The organism is Thiocapsa imhoffii (assembly GCF_016583985.1).
GTDB classification, from domain to species: Bacteria; Pseudomonadota; Gammaproteobacteria; order Chromatiales; family Chromatiaceae; genus Thiocapsa; species Thiocapsa imhoffii.
Genome location: NZ_NRSD01000001.1, coordinates 515,311 through 530,964, shown reverse-complemented (window position 1 = coordinate 530,964; position 15,654 = coordinate 515,311). Strand labels below are relative to the sequence as shown.

The following is a 15,654-nucleotide window of genomic DNA, read 5'->3' as shown; positions in this document are numbered from 1 at the left end:
TCTCAGGAGGCTGGCTGGTGTCTGATCGAACATCTCGGGCGACTCACGCCCATCCTCGGGTGCTTGCTCCCATACTCGCCTTGACCTTGATGCCACTGACCGATCAGTCCAACGCCGAAACGAGGATGTCGGCCGTGGAGCTCGCGCAAATCCGGGTGACGGCCGTCAAGAGCGACCGCGATCCCTTCACGATTGCCGAATCGGTCAGCGTGATCGGCCGGGAGCAGATCGAGTCCGAGCAACCGACCCGGCTCGGCGACCTGCTGCTGGATCTTGCGAATGTCGACATTGGTGGCGGACCGCGCGGCGCCGGACAACAGATCGTCATCCGCGGGCTGGGCGACGAGCGCATCCTGTTCCTGCTCGACGGTGCGCGTCAGAATTTCGATCGTGCCCACAATGCGCGCGTCTTCATCGATCCGGATCTGCTCAAGCAAGTCGAGGTCTTGCGCGGGCCCGCGTCGGCGCTCTGGGGGAGCGGTGCGCTTGGCGGCGTGGTGGCGCTGACGACGGTCGACGCGGCGGACCTGCTGCGTCCGGGCCAAACCGCCGGCGCGCGGGTGCGGGCGGGCTATCAGAGTGCGGATCGCCAGTGGCTGACCGGGGGCAGCGCCTACGGCCTGGTCGGTGAGAGTCTGGGGCTCTTGGCGGATCTCAGCTATCGTCACGGGCAGGACGTGCGACTCGGTGACGGAACCACGTTACAGAATTCGAGTTTCGAGACGCTGTCGGGTCTCGGAAAGCTGACCTGGACGCCGGCGCCGGATCACGAGGTGGCGGCGACCTTCCAGACGTTTGACGAGCACGGCAAGGTTCCCTCGAACCCGCAGATCCGCGGCACCCTTGATGACTTGGTCGATCGCGATACCCGCCAGAGCAACCTCTCACTGCGTTATGCCTATGCGGCGAGCGACAACCCATGGGTCGATTTCTCGGCGCTGGTCTATACCAATTGGACCGACATCGAGGAACGGCGTGTGGTGGACCGGCGCCGCGATGACACCGAGCTGCGGACGACCGGTTTCGACCTGCGCAATCGGTCGGTGATTCGGGGGCCGGCCAATCTGCTGCACGATGTCGTGGCCGGGGTGGACTACTACCAAGACACCGCCGAGTCGCGCCGCGACGGTCAGCCGCGTCCGTCCTTCCCGGATGCGAAGCAGGATGTCCTTGGCCTCTATCTCCAGGACGAGATCAGCATCGGCAAGCGGGTCATCCTCGTGCCCGGGCTGCGCTGGGATCGCTACGAGAGCCGCTCAAGTGGCGATGTCGCGGAGGATCAGAACGATTCCAATCTGTCGAAAAAGCTGGCCCTCACCTTCATGGTCACGGATTGGCTGAGTCTGGTCGCGGCCTACAACGAGGCCTTTCGAGCGCCGAGCCTGGGTCAGTTGTTCGTCTCCGGGGTTCATTTCACCTGCGGTCGCGGCTGCGCCAATGTCTTCGTGCCGAATCCAGATCTCAAGCCCGAGACGGCGCGCAACAAGGAAATCGGCATGCGGTTGCGGCGCGCGGGACTCTTCCAGCCAGGCGACGAGGGCCGCGCGAGCCTGAACCTGTTTCGCAATGATGTCTCCGACTTTATCGAACAGTTGGTGATCTTTGCCTTCCGCCCGGTGCCCGGAAACCCCGGACTGGGCGGGGTGAGCTATTTCGAGAATGTTCGTGACGCGCGTCTCGAAGGGTTCGAGGCCGAGCTGGCTTACGAGGCTCCGCGTTGGTTTGCCCGTGCCGGCTATGGCCTCACGACGGGCAAGGACATGGAGTCGGGCGAGCCGCTTGGCGGCATCCCGGCCAACGAGCTGATCCTGAGCGCAGGGGGGAGGCTGCCATCGCATGGCTTGTCCTTCGGTTGGCGAGGCCGCTTCGTGGCCGCGCAGGATCGCGTGCCCGCTGGAGTGGAGGCATCGTCCAGCTATGATCTGCATGACCTCTATCTCACTTGGCAACCACCGCAGGTCAAGCATCAGGCCCTCCGCCTGGACTTCGGCATCGACAATCTGATGGATCGCGATTACCTCCCCTATCTGTCAGCGATCGAGGGGCCGGGGCGAAATATCAAACTGACGATGGTGGTGAGTTTTTGAACGGCGTCCGGCGCCCAGCCGAACCGCGCCCATGGCGAGACATCCGATGACCGATTCGACAGCCAGCTCCTCTGTACCCGATCTCGCACAGGTTTACGCGGAGGTCGTGCGTTTTCGCGAGGGCTTCGCAACTCTGCTGATGGCCACGGTCGCTCCGGACGGCGAACCGGACGCGAGCTACGCGGCCTACATCGAGGACGACGGCGATTTCCACGTCTTCGTCAGCGAGCTCTCCGTCCACACCAAGAACCTGTTGGAGTCCGGACGTGTCAGCGTCCTCTTCATCGAAGAGGAGGCCTCGGCCGGTCATCTCTTCGCCCGGCGACGACTCACCTATCGGTGCCGGGCCGAGGAGCTCGCGCGCGGCTCGATCGGTTGCGAGACCATTCTGGATCGATTCGAGCTTCGGTTCGGCGCCTTGATCGTGACCTTGCGAGGTCTGCAGGACTTCCATCTCGTGCGGTTACGACCCTTAAGCGCTCGCTATGTCAGCGGCTTCGCCAAGGCTTTCGCCATCGATGACGTGCAGCTCGCCGAGATCCGCCATCTCCGGGATCAGGGCCACCGTGCCAGCAACGCCGTAACACGCAACACCTTCAACCGACGTCTCACCAACCCTGCGGAGGAATCCGATGTTTAGAGATGCCATGGTGACCGCAGCCCTGGTGCTTGGCCTGCTGGGTCTGGTCGATGCACCGCACGCGGGCGAACCGCAGCGGATCGTCTCCGTCGGCGGGGCCTTGACCGAGATCCTCTTCCGGCTCGAGGTCCAGGACCGCTTGGTCGGGGTGGATACCACGAGCCAATGGCCGAGCGAGGCCGCGATCCTTCCGCAGGTCGGCTACCAGCGCACGCTGGCCGCCGAGGGACTCCTCTCGCTCTCGCCCGATCTGGTGGTGGCGACCGAGGCGGCAGGACCGCCGGCTGTCATCGAGCAGCTTCGCGCGGCCGGTGTCCAGGTGCGGATCATCCCGGGCGACCCCTCGCCCGAGGGGCTGGTCGAGAAGATCCAGGCGGTCGCCGAGGCGGTCGGGCGTCCCGACGCCGGGACAGCCTTAACCAAGGAGGTCGCCGAGCGGATGCGCCGGGTCGAGGACCGTCTCGATGTGATCTCGGACAGGCCCTCCGTGGTCTTCCTCTTCAGCGCCGCCCGCGGTGCCCCCATGGCGGCCGGTCGCGATACGGCGGCCGATGCGGCGATCCGGCTCGCCGGTGGACAGAATCCTCTGTCGGCCGAGATGGTCGGCTACAAGCCACTGAACACCGAGTCGATGATCGGTGCCGCACCCGATGTGATCCTCCTGACCGATCGAACGCTCGAAGGTCTTGGCGGGATCGAGGGCGTTCTCGCCCTGCCCGGCGTGTCCCTGACCCCAGCCGGACGCCATCGGCGCATCGCCGCCATGGACGATCTCTATCTCCTGGGCTTCGGCCCGCGCCTGCCGGCCGCGATCGCCGATCTTGCGACCGAGCTGCATCCGCGGCTGACTCCCGAGACGCACCAGTATCTGGGGCGTGTGGATCTGAGCCGGTGAAGGCGCGGGCGCTCGCCCTTCGCCTCGGACTAGCCGTGGGCCGTGAGGCAGGTCATCGGATGCGCTGCGGGCGCCTGCCGCTGGTCTTGATCGGGCTGTCCGTGGGGCTGATGATCACGTCCATCGTCGCACTGTCGGTGGGTGCGGTCGAGATCGCCCCGACCCAGGTCATCGCCATCCTCGCCCATGGGCTGGGCCTGGATCTGCCAAGGTCCTTCGAGCCCGAGCAGGCGGCGGTGCTCGGGGCCATTCGCGCCCCGCGCGTCTTGCTCGCGATCCTGGTTGGGGCGGCCCTCGCCGTCTCCGGTGCGGCCATGCAGGGGCTGTTTCGCAACCCGCTGGCCGATCCCGCCTTGCTCGGGGTCTCGGCGGGCGCGGCACTGGCGGCCGTATCGGTGATCGTCCTGGGCGCAACGCTGCTCAGCGGCCTGACCCAGGTCCTGGGAACAGCGACCCTCCCGATCGCGGCCTTCGGCGGGAGCCTGGTCGCGACCCTCTTGGTGCATCGGCTGGCGCGTCGCGACGGCCATACCGCGGTTGCGACCCTACTGCTGGCCGGCATCGCCATCAATGCGATCGCCGGCGCGGCGACCGGCGTCTTGACCTTCGTCGCCGACGACAACCAATTGCGCACCCTCACCTTCTGGACCATGGGAAGCCTGGGGGGTGCGACCTGGTCGACGGTCGCGGTCGCTGCCCCCCTGATCCTCGCGGCGATTGTCTTGATCCCTCTGCATGCCGATGCACTGAACGCCATCCTGCTGGGCGAGTCCGAGGCGCGTCATCTGGGTTTCGAGCCGGAGCGGGTCAAAACCTTGTTGGTGATCCTGGTCGCCCTGGCGGTCGGCACGGCGGTGGCGCTAAGTGGCATCATCGGGTTCATCGGCTTGGTGGTCCCGCATCTGCTGCGCTTGACCATCGGGCCAGATCATCGCTGGCTCCTGCCCGGATCGGCCCTGCTCGGAGCCATCCTGCTGCTCGGCGCCGACCTGATCGCACGCACGCTCGTGGCCCCGGCCGAGCTGCCCATCGGTATCGTCACCGCTTTGCTGGGTGGCCCTTTTTTCCTGTGGCTACTGGCCTCGCGTCGCGGGCAGGGGTTTTGAATGCTGAAGGCTGAAAAAATCGGGTTTCGAATCGCGCAGCATCGCCTGCTCGAGGATGTTGGTTGCGTGGTTGGCCCCGGCGAATTCGTGGTCGTATTGGGTCCGAACGGCGCGGGCAAAAGCACATTGCTGCGCGTGCTTTCGGGTGACCTAACGCCGACAACCGGAGCCGTGTCCCTCAATGGGCGTCGTCTGCGCAACTGGAGCCCGCCGGTGCTCGCGCGGCAACGTGCGGTGCTGCCGCAGCAGAGCGCCCTGAGTTTTCCCTTTCTAGTCGAGGACGTGGTGCGCATGGGCCGTAGCCCGCATCGTGCGGTAGCCCGGGAACGTCAGGAGACGATCGTCCAAGAGGCAATGCGTCGAGCCGATGTGTGGCATCTGGCCGGACGCCTCTATCCGAGCCTCTCGGGCGGGGAACGTCAACGGGTCCAACTCGCCCGTGTGCTCGCGCAGATCTGGGACCCCACTGACCTGGGTCCACGGTATCTCTTGCTCGATGAGCCAACCTCGGCATTGGATATCGCCCACCAACACCAACTGCTTGCGATCGCCCGCGAGATGTTGTCTGGAGGCGAGCTCGGCGTGCTGGCGATCCTCCACGACCTGAATCTCGCGAGCGCCTATGCCGATCGGATCCTGCTGCTCAAGAACGGCCGGCTGGTGGCAGCGGGTCCCGTGGCAGAGATCATGAATTGCGCAGACCTGGCCGCCGTCTTTGGCATCCCAGTGCAGACCATCGCGCATCCGCAGCTCGCCGGGCGGCACTTGGTGATCACTGGCCACCATGTCTCTGACGCTAGACCAAGCAGTTGACCGCTCCATACCGCATGCAAGGGTTCGACGGCGTTGAGGATCTGGGTCATCTGACACCTCACCGGCCGGGTGATGGCCGCTAGGAGCGGATCTAGGCTGATATGTGTGAGTTGCCCAGGCACCCCTTCGCCTGAACCGACAGGTCATCTCGACACGCAGCGCCAGGTCCGCAGTCAGTAGCTTCTTCATCCTCAAGGCGGCGAGCACGACTCACCCTCGCAGCGACCAGTCGTTCGGGGGTATGGCAGATTGAATGGTTTCGCAACGAAACCGCCACATCGGCTAGGATTGCCGGGATCGTCAACCCTGAAGGGCGGGCGATCCCTGAGCCGCGCCCTCCGTCCTGTCGCCATGGTCTCCTCGACCCACCGATTCATGGGATTCACGTCACATCACACGCTGATGACCCCAGCCGCGACTGACACGCGGTGCCGAGATGTGCTGGCCGAGGCGCGGCAGTGAGCCTGGATCTCGTGCCACCGCCCGACTGGTGGAGTATGAGCACGGGCCTGTTCGGTGGTCTCGCTCTCTTTCTATTGGGGATGGATCAGATGGCGACCGCGCTCAAGGCTGTCGCCGGCGATCGGATGAAGGATCTCCTCGCGAAGTTGACCGCCAACCGCTTCATGGGCGCGCTCACCGGTGCCTTTGTGACGGCCATCATCAATTCCTCCTCGGTCACCACCGTCCTGGTCGTCGGCTTTATCAGCGCTGGGCTCATGACCCTGAGCCAGTCCGTTGGCATCATCATGGGCGCCAACATCGGTTCGACAATGACCGCGCAACTGATTGCGTTTCAGATCACCGATACGGCGCTCCTGATGATCGCAGTGGGTTTCACCCTGCAGTTTGCCTCCAAACGAGAGAGCATCCGCCATGATGGCGGCATCTTGATGGGCCTGGGGATGGTGTTCTTCGGGATGAGCGTCATGAGTGATGCGATGGTGCCGCTGCGCAGCTACCCGCCCTTCCTGGACTTCATGCGCACGCTCGAAAACCCCGCGGTCGCCATCCTGGTCGCGACGCTCTTGACCGGTTTGATCCAATCATCGGCGGCCACCATGGGGATCGCCATCGTCATGGCGAGCCAGGGGTTCATCAATCTACCCACCGGGATCGCGCTCGCCTTGGGCGCCAACATCGGGACCTGCGTCACCGCGCTGCTCGCCGCGATCGGCAAACCACGCGCGGCACTGCGGGCCGCCTTGGTCCATGTCATCTTCAACCTCTGTGGCGTGCTGCTCTGGGTTGCCTTCATCGGTCAGCTTGCCGCAATCGCGACGGCCATCTCGCCGACCTATCCCTCCTTGAGCGGCGCGGAACGCCTCGCTGCCGAAGCGCCGCGTCAGATCGCCAACGCCCACACCCTCTTCAATGTCGCGAACACCTTCATCTTTATTGGCCTGACGCGGCAATTCGCGCGCTTGGTGGAGTGGCTGGTCCCGGAGCCGCCCCCGGGAGCAGAGACCATGGCCGTACAGGCAAAGTATCTGGATGAGGAGTTACTGTCCACGCCCTCCCTGGCACTCGATCGGGTTCGTCTCGAGGTGCTGCACATGGGCGAGAGCGTGGACAAGATGATGGCGCGGATCATGCCGGCGATCCTCAGCGGAAACCGACAGACACTGCGTGAAATCGAACTGATGGACAATGATGTCGACACCCTGCACGCTCAGATCATCACCTATCTTGGCAAGATCAGCCGCCAAGCACTGACCGAGCCACAAACCCGGACGCTGATGGACTTGATGTCGGCGGTCAATGATCTCGAGAACATCGGCGATGTCATCGAGACCAATCTCATTGTCCTCGGGCGCGCACGCATCGCCGAGGGGGTCTCCATCAGCGAACCGACGCGCAAGGTGCTGATGGGCTTTCATCGTGCGGTCACGCGCGCGGTCTCCGCCGCGGTTCAAGCCGTGGTCCAGAACAATGAGCTGGCGGCGCGGACCGTAACCTCGATGAAGCAGGAGATTCAGCGTATCGCAGACTCTGCCGCCATCCATCAGGCACAGCGGCTGGTGGCCGAAGAACCCAACCGCATCCCCGCCTACACCATCGAAATCGACATCATCGAGAAGTTGAAACGGATCTACTACCTGGCTCAGCACATGGCGAAGACGGTTGCATCGGATGACACGAGCGATTTCGATTGACGGGCGTCTTCAGCCCCCAAGCGCGGCAGTCGCTCGGATCTTCGTGGGGTATTGTTCAGATCAAGACATCCACTCCGGGGTTAGCTTCAGCCTCAACACCAAGACACCGATGACAGATCCGCGCACGCACCTGGCGCCTGAACGCACGACCGATCCGCTCACGCACACCGTTCCAATGCGCCGGCTGAGGTCGCGCGCGGGGATGCCAGCGCGGCGTCTTGGAATTGCAGCGAGGCCAGGCGGGCGTAGAGTCCATCTTGCGCGATCAGCTCCTCATGGCGCCCACTGGCGAGGATGCGCCCTTGATCGAGGACGATGATGCGGTCGGCATTGCGCACCGTGGCGAGGCGATGGGCGATGACAATGCTGGTCCGGCCGCGCATGAGATGTTCAAGCGCATCCTGAACGAGACGCTCGCTCTCGGCGTCAAGAGCACTGGTGGCCTCGTCGAGCAACAGCAGCGTCGGGTCGCGCAAGACGGTCCGCGCGATGGCGATCCGCTGCCGTTCGCCACCGGACAATCGCACCCCTCGCTCGCCGAGAAAGGTGTCGAAACCCTGCGGCAGCCGATCGAGGAATTCGAGCGCATGTGCCGCTTCGGCCGCGCGACGCACGTCCGCGTCGCTCGCGCCAGCGAATCCGTAGCGGATGTTTTCCCAGGCATCCGCACCGAAGATCACCGGGTCCTGCGGGACGAGCGACAAGCGTCGACGCAATGCCACGGGATCAAGCTCACGCAGGTCGACGCCATCGAAGCGAATCGCGCCGGACACCGGATCATAGAACCGCAGCAGGAGTTGGAAGATCGTTGATTTGCCAGCGCCCGAAGGACCAACCAAGGCAACCCGCTCGCCTGGTTCGATGACGATATCGAAGCCATCAAGCGCTGGAGTATCAGGGCGTGCCGGATAGATGAAGTGAACCGCCTCGAAGATTACCTGACCGCGTGGTGGGTTTGGCAAGGGGCGGGGTTGCGCGGGCGCGCAAATGCTTGGCCGTGACTCGAGCAGTTCCATGAGACGCTCGCTCGCACCCGCGCCACGCAACAATTGTCCCATCAATTCACTGAGCGAACCCACCGCGCCCGCGACCACGACGGCATAGAAGAGAAACGCTGAGAGTTCCCCGCCACTCAAACTGCCTGCCAAGACCTGCCGGCCTCCGACCCAGAGGACGACACCGATGGCGCCAAAGGTCAACAGCGTCGAGACACCAGCCAATTGCGCACTCGTCATGGAGCGGCGCGCCGCGACCTCGAATGCGGATTCAACCTGCTGGCCATAGCGTTCCCGGTCGATCGGCTCATGGCAGCAGGCCTGCACCGTCCGAATGCCGTGAACCACCTCGTCGACATAGGCACCGACGTCAGCGATCCGATCCTGACTGTCGCGCGAGAGACGTCGCACCCGATGCCCGAGCAACCAGGCCGGCACGATGACAAAGGGCACACCGAGCAAGACCAACCCCGTCAATGCTGGACTGGTGATGGCCAACATCAGGATCCCACCGATCATCAGCAATCCCGTGCGCAGCACCATGGCGAGTGTCGAGCCGACCACCACCTGAAGCAGGGCCGTGTCGCTCGTCAGACGCGAGATCACCTCCCCCACGCGCGTCGTCTCGAAGAAGCCGACATCGAGAGAGAGCACCCGGGCAAAAACCTGGGTGCGGATATCGGCGACCACCCGCTCGCCGATCCAATTGAGCAGATAGCTGCGCACCGCGACCGCAATCCCCGTCACTAAGACCACGCTCAAGAAAAACATCAGCGCCCGGTCGAGTTCCGCGGTCGAGCCACTCGTCAGACCCGAATCGACCAGCATGCGGATCACCTGGCCGAAGGCCAAGACTGAACCCGCCGCCAGCACGAGCGCGGCAAGGGCAATCACTAATTGCCCGATGTAGGGTCGCGTGAAACTCAAGAGCTTGCGCAAGGCTCCAAGGTTACGGGTGCGTGGGCGATCCGCGGAACGATCCATCTGTTCGTGCATGCATCTGAATCTCGTAGGTCGGGGTGCGCGACCGGTCAACGCGCATCACACATGGCGAGAAGAGCGCACCAACCAGGTGGCCAGCTCATCTCAAACGAGGCCAAGCACAGCCGGAGGCCCAACCAATCAGGCCAAGGAACGCCGCACCGACAGCATGGACGGGTTTCTTCACCACCCGAGGAGTGCGCACTTCAATGACGACGATTCAACAGTTGCTTGATCACAAGGGTCAACAGATTTGGTCGGTCGGACCGGATGCAAGCGTCTACGAGGCTCTGGCCCTGATGGCAGAGCGGCAGATCGGCGCACTCCCGGTGATCGATGAGACAGGGATGATCGGTCTGATTTCGGAGCGCGATTATGCGCGCAACGTGGTTCTCAAAGGCATCAGTTCGCACGCAACCTGCGTGCGCGACATCATGACCCAACGAGTCGTGTGCGCGCATCCGGACCAGACGCTTGAGGAAGCCATGGCCCTGATGACCGAAAAACGCGTGCGTCACTTACCCGTCATCACTGAGAACGAACTCGTCGGTCTCGTCTCGATCGGCGACCTCATCAAGTCGATCGTGTCCGAGCACAAATTCATCATCGAACAACTCGAGCACTACATTAGCAGTGGATGATGGCCTTGGCAGACCCAAGGCATCGGTTCGCCCGTCCTTCAGCCTGATGCCAGGTGGCCACGCAGGCCGAGCGACGCAACGGCAATCCCGATGAGGCGCGTGCTCCCGAGGGACAGGGCACGCACACGCACCCTCGGGTGCACCGCCGGCGATGAGCCGGCATGGTGTCCCGCCCCCCCGCGACCCTCTCAATCTGGGGGATCGACATCGCGGGGGGACTCACCTCGACCAACAGGGGACAGCAAACTCAGTTGTCTTCGAACTCCTCATCATCGTCCCAATCGAAGAGATCACGCAGCGCGGGAAGGTAAGGCTGGATCGCATCCAGATCGGCCTGAGGCACTTGCAACGAGGCCTGGTGTGCCATGACGGCCTGCTCGAATTGCTCGATTTCCTCAAGTGCACTGGGATCATCCTGCGCTTCCTCGCGCAAGATCTCCATCTCGCTCGCGAAGGATTCCATGCCAGCAGCGGACTCGACCGCGATCATCGCCATGATGACGCGCGATGAGGTGTCAGCCCAGCTCTCAACGGAGGGAAATCCATGCGCCTCAATGATCGCAACGAGTTCAGACTGACCGGCAACGGCCTCAATGAGTCGCTGTTTGATGAAGGCGCCTTCATCGGTGGAGGCGTCATCCTCGTCCTCATCCTCGTCGTCCATGCGTGCTGCAATCAAGGGCGAGATCTCCGAATAGGACGCGATGAAGCGATCGATCTCGACGGTCGACAGGGCGAGCGAGTGTGAACTGAAGAGCAACAGGCTCAGTGCAAGAATTAGCGTCACTCGATCTTTCATTGGACATGAACTCCTGTTTTTTCAGATGGGTGACTCGCGGCGATCAGGCTCCTGTGAGCCTGCGCCAAGCAACGAGCCGATTTAGGACGATACGGAATGGTGTGGATAGAGGCTGCGCATGGCGGAACACACCCGGGTTTCGAGCATACGGATCGCGCTGCGATTAGTCCGAGACGTTGCCATCAGCTGTGCAGGCCCCGCTGACAGCCAACGATATTCGGAATGCTCACGCGGATTCAGGCGAATCAGTCGGCGCGTCTCCAGCACCAGAGCGAACCAGTATTCACGATTGAAGCAGATGTTCGGCGCATAGCGATCGCGCCAGGCGCGAATGATGGGGAAGAGGTTGGTGTGTCGCAGATCGATCAACGCCCCGCCGACGCGCAACCCGGTTTCCTCGAAGACCTCGCGCGCCGCGGCGTGTCGCGGCGTCTCACCATGCGACAGACTTCCCGTCACGGATTGCCAGAAATCGACCGGGCGCGTGCGTTTCAATAAGAGAAACTCACCACCCCGCGTACAAATGACGACCAGCACCGATTGAGCGCGTTTCGTGGTCTGCTCGGCCATCATCAGTTGGCTCGCGACACCGGATCACCCCGCAACCATAACGGCCGTGGCCTAACGGCGGCGCCCCCGCACTCGGACCACCATCGTGCAACACCACCGCCTGAGTCCGCGCATTGCATGATCACTCAGCCTTTTGTCCTGATCCTGAGTCCCAGCTCCTTGAGCTGCGCCTCATCCACGCTCGCCGGCGCATCCGTGAGCAGACAGGCGGCGCTCTGGGTCTTGGGGAAGGCCATGACATCACGGATTGAGGTCGCACCCGTCATCAGCATCACCAGACGATCCAAGCCGAAGGCGATGCCACCATGCGGCGGACATCCAAAACGCAACGCCTTGAGCAAGAAGCCGAACCGATCCTCGGCCTGCTCCGGGGAGATGGCCAGCAGGTCGAAGACGCGCCGCTGGACCGCATCGCGATGGATACGGATGGAGCCACCACCGATCTCGGTGCCATTGAGGACCAGATCATAGGCACGCGACAGACAGGTGCCCGGGTCGCTCTCAAGGCGCTCCAAGTGCTCGTCCTTTGGTGCCGTGAAGGGATGGTGTAGGGCCATCCAACGTCCACTGTTGGCATCGCGCTCGAACATGGGAAAGTCCACCACCCAGAGCGGATACCAACCGGCAGCGAGCAACCCGCGATCTTGCCCAAGACGCACCCTGAGCGCGCCCATCGACTCGTTCACGACCTGCGCCTGGTCGGCCCCGAAGAAGATGAGATCGCCATCGCTCGCCGCGGTGCGGGTCATGATCGCATCGATCGCCTGATCCGGCAGGAACTTGAGGATGGGCGACTGTAAGCCCTCGCGTCCCTGCTCGTTCCAGGCGTTGACCTTGATGTAGGCAAGACCCTTAGCGCCGTAGATTGCGACGAACTGGGTGTAGCCTTCGATCTCCTTGCGTGTGAGTTCACCGCCCCCCGGCAGCCGCAGGGCGACGACGCGACCATGCGGATCCCGTGCCGGTTCGGCGAAAACCTTGAAATCGACCCCGCCGAGCACGTCCGCGACGTCGACCAATTCCAGCGGTACCCGCAGATCCGGACGATCCGAACCAAAACGACGCATTGCCTCGGCATAGGTCAGACGTGGAAAGGGCTCAGGCAATTCAACACCCTGGACCTCACGGAAGAGGGTGCGAATCATGCCCTCCATGATTCCCATGAGTGCCTCCTCATCCAGGAAGGAGACCTCGATGTCGAGCTGCGTGAACTCAGGCTGACGATCGGCGCGCAGATCTTCGTCACGGAAACAGCGTGCGATCTGATAGTAGCGGTCCAAACCAGACATCATCAGCAGTTGCTTAAACAGCTGCGGTGACTGAGGCAGCGCAAAAAACTCGCCGGGATGGGTCCGGCTGGGCACCAGATAATCCCGCGCGCCCTCTGGGGTGGACTTGGTGAGGATCGGTGTTTCGATGTCGAGGAAGCCATGCGCATCGAGAAACCCACGGAGCGTCCGCGTCACGAGACTGCGCGTGCGCAGGCGCGCCTGCATCTCGGGACGGCGCAGATCCAGGTAGCGATAGCGCAGTCGCAGTTCCTCGGAGACCTCGATGCCATGCTCGTCGAGCTGAATCGGTGGGGTTTCGGATGGATTGAGGATGTCCAGATCGAGGCCGAGCACTTCAATCTCACCGGTCGGAAGATCGGGGTTGACAGTCCCCCGTGGACGCGCGCGCACCCGGCCACTGACCTTCAGCACATACTCGCTCCGCACCTGCTCGGCGCGCGCGAAAACCTCGGCACGGTCCGGATCCAGCACCACTTGCACCAACCCATCGCGATCACGCAGGTCGACGAAGATGACACCACCGTGATCCCGACGCCGGTGGACCCAGCCACACAAGACGACCTCCTCGCCCTCATGGCGGCTGTTCAATTCTCCACAGTAATGGGTGCGCATGGTCGTCGGGCCTCGTGTCATTCAGATTCGCGGCTACGCGCCGCACGCGTTGGGGCAGGAGCGGCCGATCGCTCGGTGTCGGCCGCGGGTTCGCTAGGCGGCTGGTTTCTTCGCAGCCGGTGCGGATGGCGTCTTGGCCGCGGCGTCAGACTTCGTCGCGGTCGTTTCGCGACTCGTCGCGCTCGCACCACCCCCTTCAGTTGGCTTGGCGTCCTTTTTCTCACCCTTCTCGCCACTGTCATGCAGGTTCTTTTGGTTGGATTTCTTGAAGTCGGTCTCGTACCAACCCCCGCCCTTCAGCCGGAAGGCCGCCGCTGAGATCCGCTTGCGCAGAGCTGACTGCCCACAGGCTGGACAATCGGTCAATGGCGGATCACTGATCTTTTGCATCTGCTCCAGTTCATGGCCGCAGGCTTCACAGCGGTATTCGTAGATCGGCATCGTTGATTCCTCACATCTCCAGTGCGCCCGGCGGATGGCTCTGGGCAGCGCACGCGCAAATAAAGCGGTCAATCATGATGGTCGGCCACTGACCCGACCCTGATGCTACACTGATCGCACCTCATCATCGCGTTCACCTCACGGCATGTGGTTACCGCCGCAACGGATCGCGCCAACGTGAAAGACGAATCCAGCCCGATGGCCCGTACCCATGGCTCCCCTCGCCCCAGCATCCTCATCACCGGCTGCTCCAGCGGGATCGGCCTCACCTGCGCACGCGGTTTGGCTGATCGCAACTGGCATGTCATTGCCTCGGCACGCAAGGCCGAGGACGTGGCCCGCTTGCACGCCCAGGGCCTCACCGCCGTCTTACTCGATCTCGACGACCCCGCGAGTGTCGCAGCGGGTCTGGCGCGAACACTGGAACTCACCCATGGCCGACTCGATGCCCTCTTTAACAATGGCGCCTACGGCCAACCCGGCGCCGTCGAGGACCTCAGTCGCGACGCCCTCCGCGCTCAGCTCGAGACCAACCTGCTCGGCTGGCATGACCTGACGTGTCGTGTCATCCCCGTCATGCGTCGGCAAGGGCAGGGCCGCATCGTCCAAAACAGTTCGGTGCTCGGCTTCATCCCGTTGCCCTTCCGCGGCGCCTATGTGGCCAGTAAATATGCACTCGAAGGACTGACCGACACACTCCGACTGGAGCTGCGAGGCAGTGGCATCCAGGTTTCCATCATCCAGCCCGGTCCGATCCTGAGCCGGTTTCGCGAGAACGCGCATCGTGCCTTCAAGGATCGGATCGACGCCGACCAGAGTGTGCACCGCGACGCCTACCGGCTTGCGGAAACGCGCCTGACCAAAACGGGCGCGGCGCAGCCGTTCACCCTGCCTGCCGATGCCGTCCTGGCGAAACTGGTCCATGCGCTGGAAAGCCCGCGCCCGCGTGTGCGCTATCGCGTCACGGTCCCGACTCATCTGTTTGCCGTGCTTGAGCGCATCCTGCCGGATGCCGCTCTCGACTGGGTTATCGCCGCGGTCTCGCGCGGTGGAGCAGGCTGAGGAGCGGGTGCCGCGGCCCCGAACAGCGGCGCGGCGCGGTCACTTCAAACGTATCGCACCTCGAGGATCTCGAACTCACGCACGCCCCCCGGTACCTGTACCGAGGTCACATCGCCCTCGTTCTTACCGATCAGGCACCGCGCAATGGGTGATCCAACCGAGATCTTACCCAGTTTCAGGTCGGCCTCGTCCTCCCCGACGATTTGAAAGGTATGCTCGACATCCTTGTCCAACTCCAGCACCTGCACCGTTGCCCCGAAGACAACCCGACCGGAGACGGCCAACTGTGTGACATCGATGATCTGGGCGTTAGCCAGCTTGCCTTCAATCTCTTGAATGCGCCCCTCGACGAACCCTTGCTGCTCACGAGCGGCATGGTACTCGGCGTTCTCTTTGAGGTCGCCGTGCGCCCGCGCCTCGGCAATCGCCTCGATGATCCGTGGCCGCTCGACGCGTTTGAGTCGCTCGAGTTCTTCGCGCAATTTCTCAGCGCCCGTGACGGTCAGAGGGACCTGACTCATGATTGTTTACCTCATTATCAAAGGTACCGCAGCGGATGACCGC

At 63.3% G+C, this 15,654-nt stretch carries 14 protein-coding genes; 8 read left to right on the top strand and 6 right to left on the bottom strand.

The window, feature by feature from the left end; translation table 11 throughout:
- The first annotated feature begins 17 nt into the window (after positions 1-17).
- From CKO25_RS02405 to CKO25_RS02380, 6 genes are all read left to right on the top strand, one after another.
- Positions 18-2,087 (top strand): TonB-dependent hemoglobin/transferrin/lactoferrin family receptor, encoded by a 2,070-nt coding sequence (locus CKO25_RS02405; RefSeq protein WP_200386282.1) that lies wholly within the window; start codon positions 18-20, stop codon positions 2,085-2,087.
- 46 nt (positions 2,088-2,133) lie between these two features.
- Positions 2,134-2,727 (top strand): HugZ family pyridoxamine 5'-phosphate oxidase, encoded by a 594-nt coding sequence (locus tag CKO25_RS02400; RefSeq protein WP_242467285.1) that lies wholly within the window; start codon positions 2,134-2,136, stop codon positions 2,725-2,727.
- Positions 2,720-3,622, top strand: a complete 903-nt coding sequence (locus tag CKO25_RS02395) for a heme/hemin ABC transporter substrate-binding protein (RefSeq protein WP_200386280.1) — start codon at positions 2,720-2,722, stop codon at positions 3,620-3,622. The genes CKO25_RS02400 and CKO25_RS02395 overlap by 8 nt, the downstream gene beginning before the upstream one ends.
- A gap of 35 nt (positions 3,623-3,657) precedes the next feature.
- Entirely contained in the window at positions 3,658-4,728 is a 1,071-nt protein-coding gene (locus CKO25_RS02390; RefSeq protein ID WP_338115050.1) for a FecCD family ABC transporter permease, read from the top strand.
- Positions 4,729-5,541, top strand: a complete 813-nt coding sequence (locus CKO25_RS02385; protein WP_200386279.1) for a heme ABC transporter ATP-binding protein — start codon at positions 4,729-4,731, stop codon at positions 5,539-5,541. It begins immediately after the preceding gene.
- 458 nt (positions 5,542-5,999) lie between these two features.
- Complete coding sequence (locus CKO25_RS02380) at positions 6,000-7,697, top strand: Na/Pi cotransporter family protein (RefSeq protein ID WP_338115049.1); 1,698 nt, start codon at positions 6,000-6,002, stop codon at positions 7,695-7,697.
- Positions 7,698-7,855: 158 nt separating this feature from the next.
- Here CKO25_RS02380 and CKO25_RS02375 read toward each other — a convergent pair whose 3' ends face one another.
- The gene (locus tag CKO25_RS02375) at positions 7,856-9,688 is read right to left on the bottom strand and encodes an ABC transporter transmembrane domain-containing protein (protein WP_242467283.1); all 1,833 of its coding nucleotides are present in this window, start codon (positions 9,686-9,688) and stop codon (positions 7,856-7,858) included.
- 194 nt (positions 9,689-9,882) lie between these two features.
- Between CKO25_RS02375 and CKO25_RS02370 the strand changes: the two genes are divergently transcribed.
- A complete protein-coding gene (locus tag CKO25_RS02370; protein ID WP_200386278.1) occupies positions 9,883-10,314 on the top strand; it encodes a CBS domain-containing protein in 432 nt (143 codons plus the stop codon).
- A 247-nt stretch (positions 10,315-10,561) separates the two neighbouring features.
- Here the strand turns inward: CKO25_RS02370 and CKO25_RS02365 are convergent, their stop codons facing one another.
- The 4 genes from CKO25_RS02365 to CKO25_RS02350 form a co-directional block, all read right to left on the bottom strand.
- A complete protein-coding gene (locus CKO25_RS02365) occupies positions 10,562-11,113 on the bottom strand; it encodes a hypothetical protein (RefSeq protein WP_200386277.1) in 552 nt (183 codons plus the stop codon).
- A gap of 81 nt (positions 11,114-11,194) precedes the next feature.
- Complete coding sequence (nudB, locus tag CKO25_RS02360; protein ID WP_200386350.1) at positions 11,195-11,683, bottom strand: dihydroneopterin triphosphate diphosphatase; 489 nt, start codon at positions 11,681-11,683, stop codon at positions 11,195-11,197.
- Positions 11,684-11,808: 125 nt separating this feature from the next.
- The gene (aspS, locus tag CKO25_RS02355) at positions 11,809-13,587 is read right to left on the bottom strand and encodes an aspartate--tRNA ligase (RefSeq protein ID WP_200386276.1); all 1,779 of its coding nucleotides are present in this window, start codon (positions 13,585-13,587) and stop codon (positions 11,809-11,811) included.
- Positions 13,588-13,680: 93 nt separating this feature from the next.
- Positions 13,681-14,028, bottom strand: a complete 348-nt coding sequence (locus CKO25_RS02350; protein ID WP_200386275.1) for an FmdB family zinc ribbon protein — start codon at positions 14,026-14,028, stop codon at positions 13,681-13,683.
- A 198-nt stretch (positions 14,029-14,226) separates the two neighbouring features.
- Here CKO25_RS02350 and CKO25_RS02345 point away from each other — a divergent pair, with 198 nt between their 5' ends.
- On the top strand, positions 14,227-15,090 hold the full coding sequence (locus CKO25_RS02345) for an SDR family oxidoreductase (RefSeq protein WP_200386349.1): 864 nt from the start codon (positions 14,227-14,229) through the stop codon (positions 15,088-15,090).
- Positions 15,091-15,134: 44 nt separating this feature from the next.
- Here the strand turns inward: CKO25_RS02345 and greA are convergent, their stop codons facing one another.
- Entirely contained in the window at positions 15,135-15,611 is a 477-nt protein-coding gene (greA, locus tag CKO25_RS02340) for a transcription elongation factor GreA (protein WP_200386274.1), read from the bottom strand.
- Positions 15,612-15,654: the final 43 nt, after the last annotated feature.

What these genes read in the sequence shown, in the direction of transcription:
- CKO25_RS02400 (WP_242467285.1), top strand. Translation starts at nt 2,134, where the DNA reads ATGACCGATTCGACAGCCAGCTCCTCTGTACCCGATCTCGCACAGGTT.
- CKO25_RS02395 (WP_200386280.1), top strand. Translation starts at nt 2,720, where the DNA reads ATGTTTAGAGATGCCATGGTGACCGCAGCCCTGGTGCTTGGCCTGCTG.
- CKO25_RS02385 (WP_200386279.1), top strand. Translation starts at nt 4,729, where the DNA reads ATGCTGAAGGCTGAAAAAATCGGGTTTCGAATCGCGCAGCATCGCCTG.
- CKO25_RS02375 (WP_242467283.1), bottom strand. Translation starts at nt 9,688, where the DNA reads ATGCACGAACAGATGGATCGTTCCGCGGATCGCCCACGCACCCGTAAC.
- CKO25_RS02370 (WP_200386278.1), top strand. Translation starts at nt 9,883, where the DNA reads ATGACGACGATTCAACAGTTGCTTGATCACAAGGGTCAACAGATTTGG.
- CKO25_RS02365 (WP_200386277.1), bottom strand. Translation starts at nt 11,113, where the DNA reads ATGAAAGATCGAGTGACGCTAATTCTTGCACTGAGCCTGTTGCTCTTC.
- nudB (WP_200386350.1), bottom strand. Translation starts at nt 11,683, where the DNA reads ATGGCCGAGCAGACCACGAAACGCGCTCAATCGGTGCTGGTCGTCATT.
- aspS (WP_200386276.1), bottom strand. Translation starts at nt 13,587, where the DNA reads ATGCGCACCCATTACTGTGGAGAATTGAACAGCCGCCATGAGGGCGAG.
- CKO25_RS02350 (WP_200386275.1), bottom strand. Translation starts at nt 14,028, where the DNA reads ATGCCGATCTACGAATACCGCTGTGAAGCCTGCGGCCATGAACTGGAG.
- CKO25_RS02345 (WP_200386349.1), top strand. Translation starts at nt 14,227, where the DNA reads ATGGCCCGTACCCATGGCTCCCCTCGCCCCAGCATCCTCATCACCGGC.
- greA (WP_200386274.1), bottom strand. Translation starts at nt 15,611, where the DNA reads ATGAGTCAGGTCCCTCTGACCGTCACGGGCGCTGAGAAATTGCGCGAA.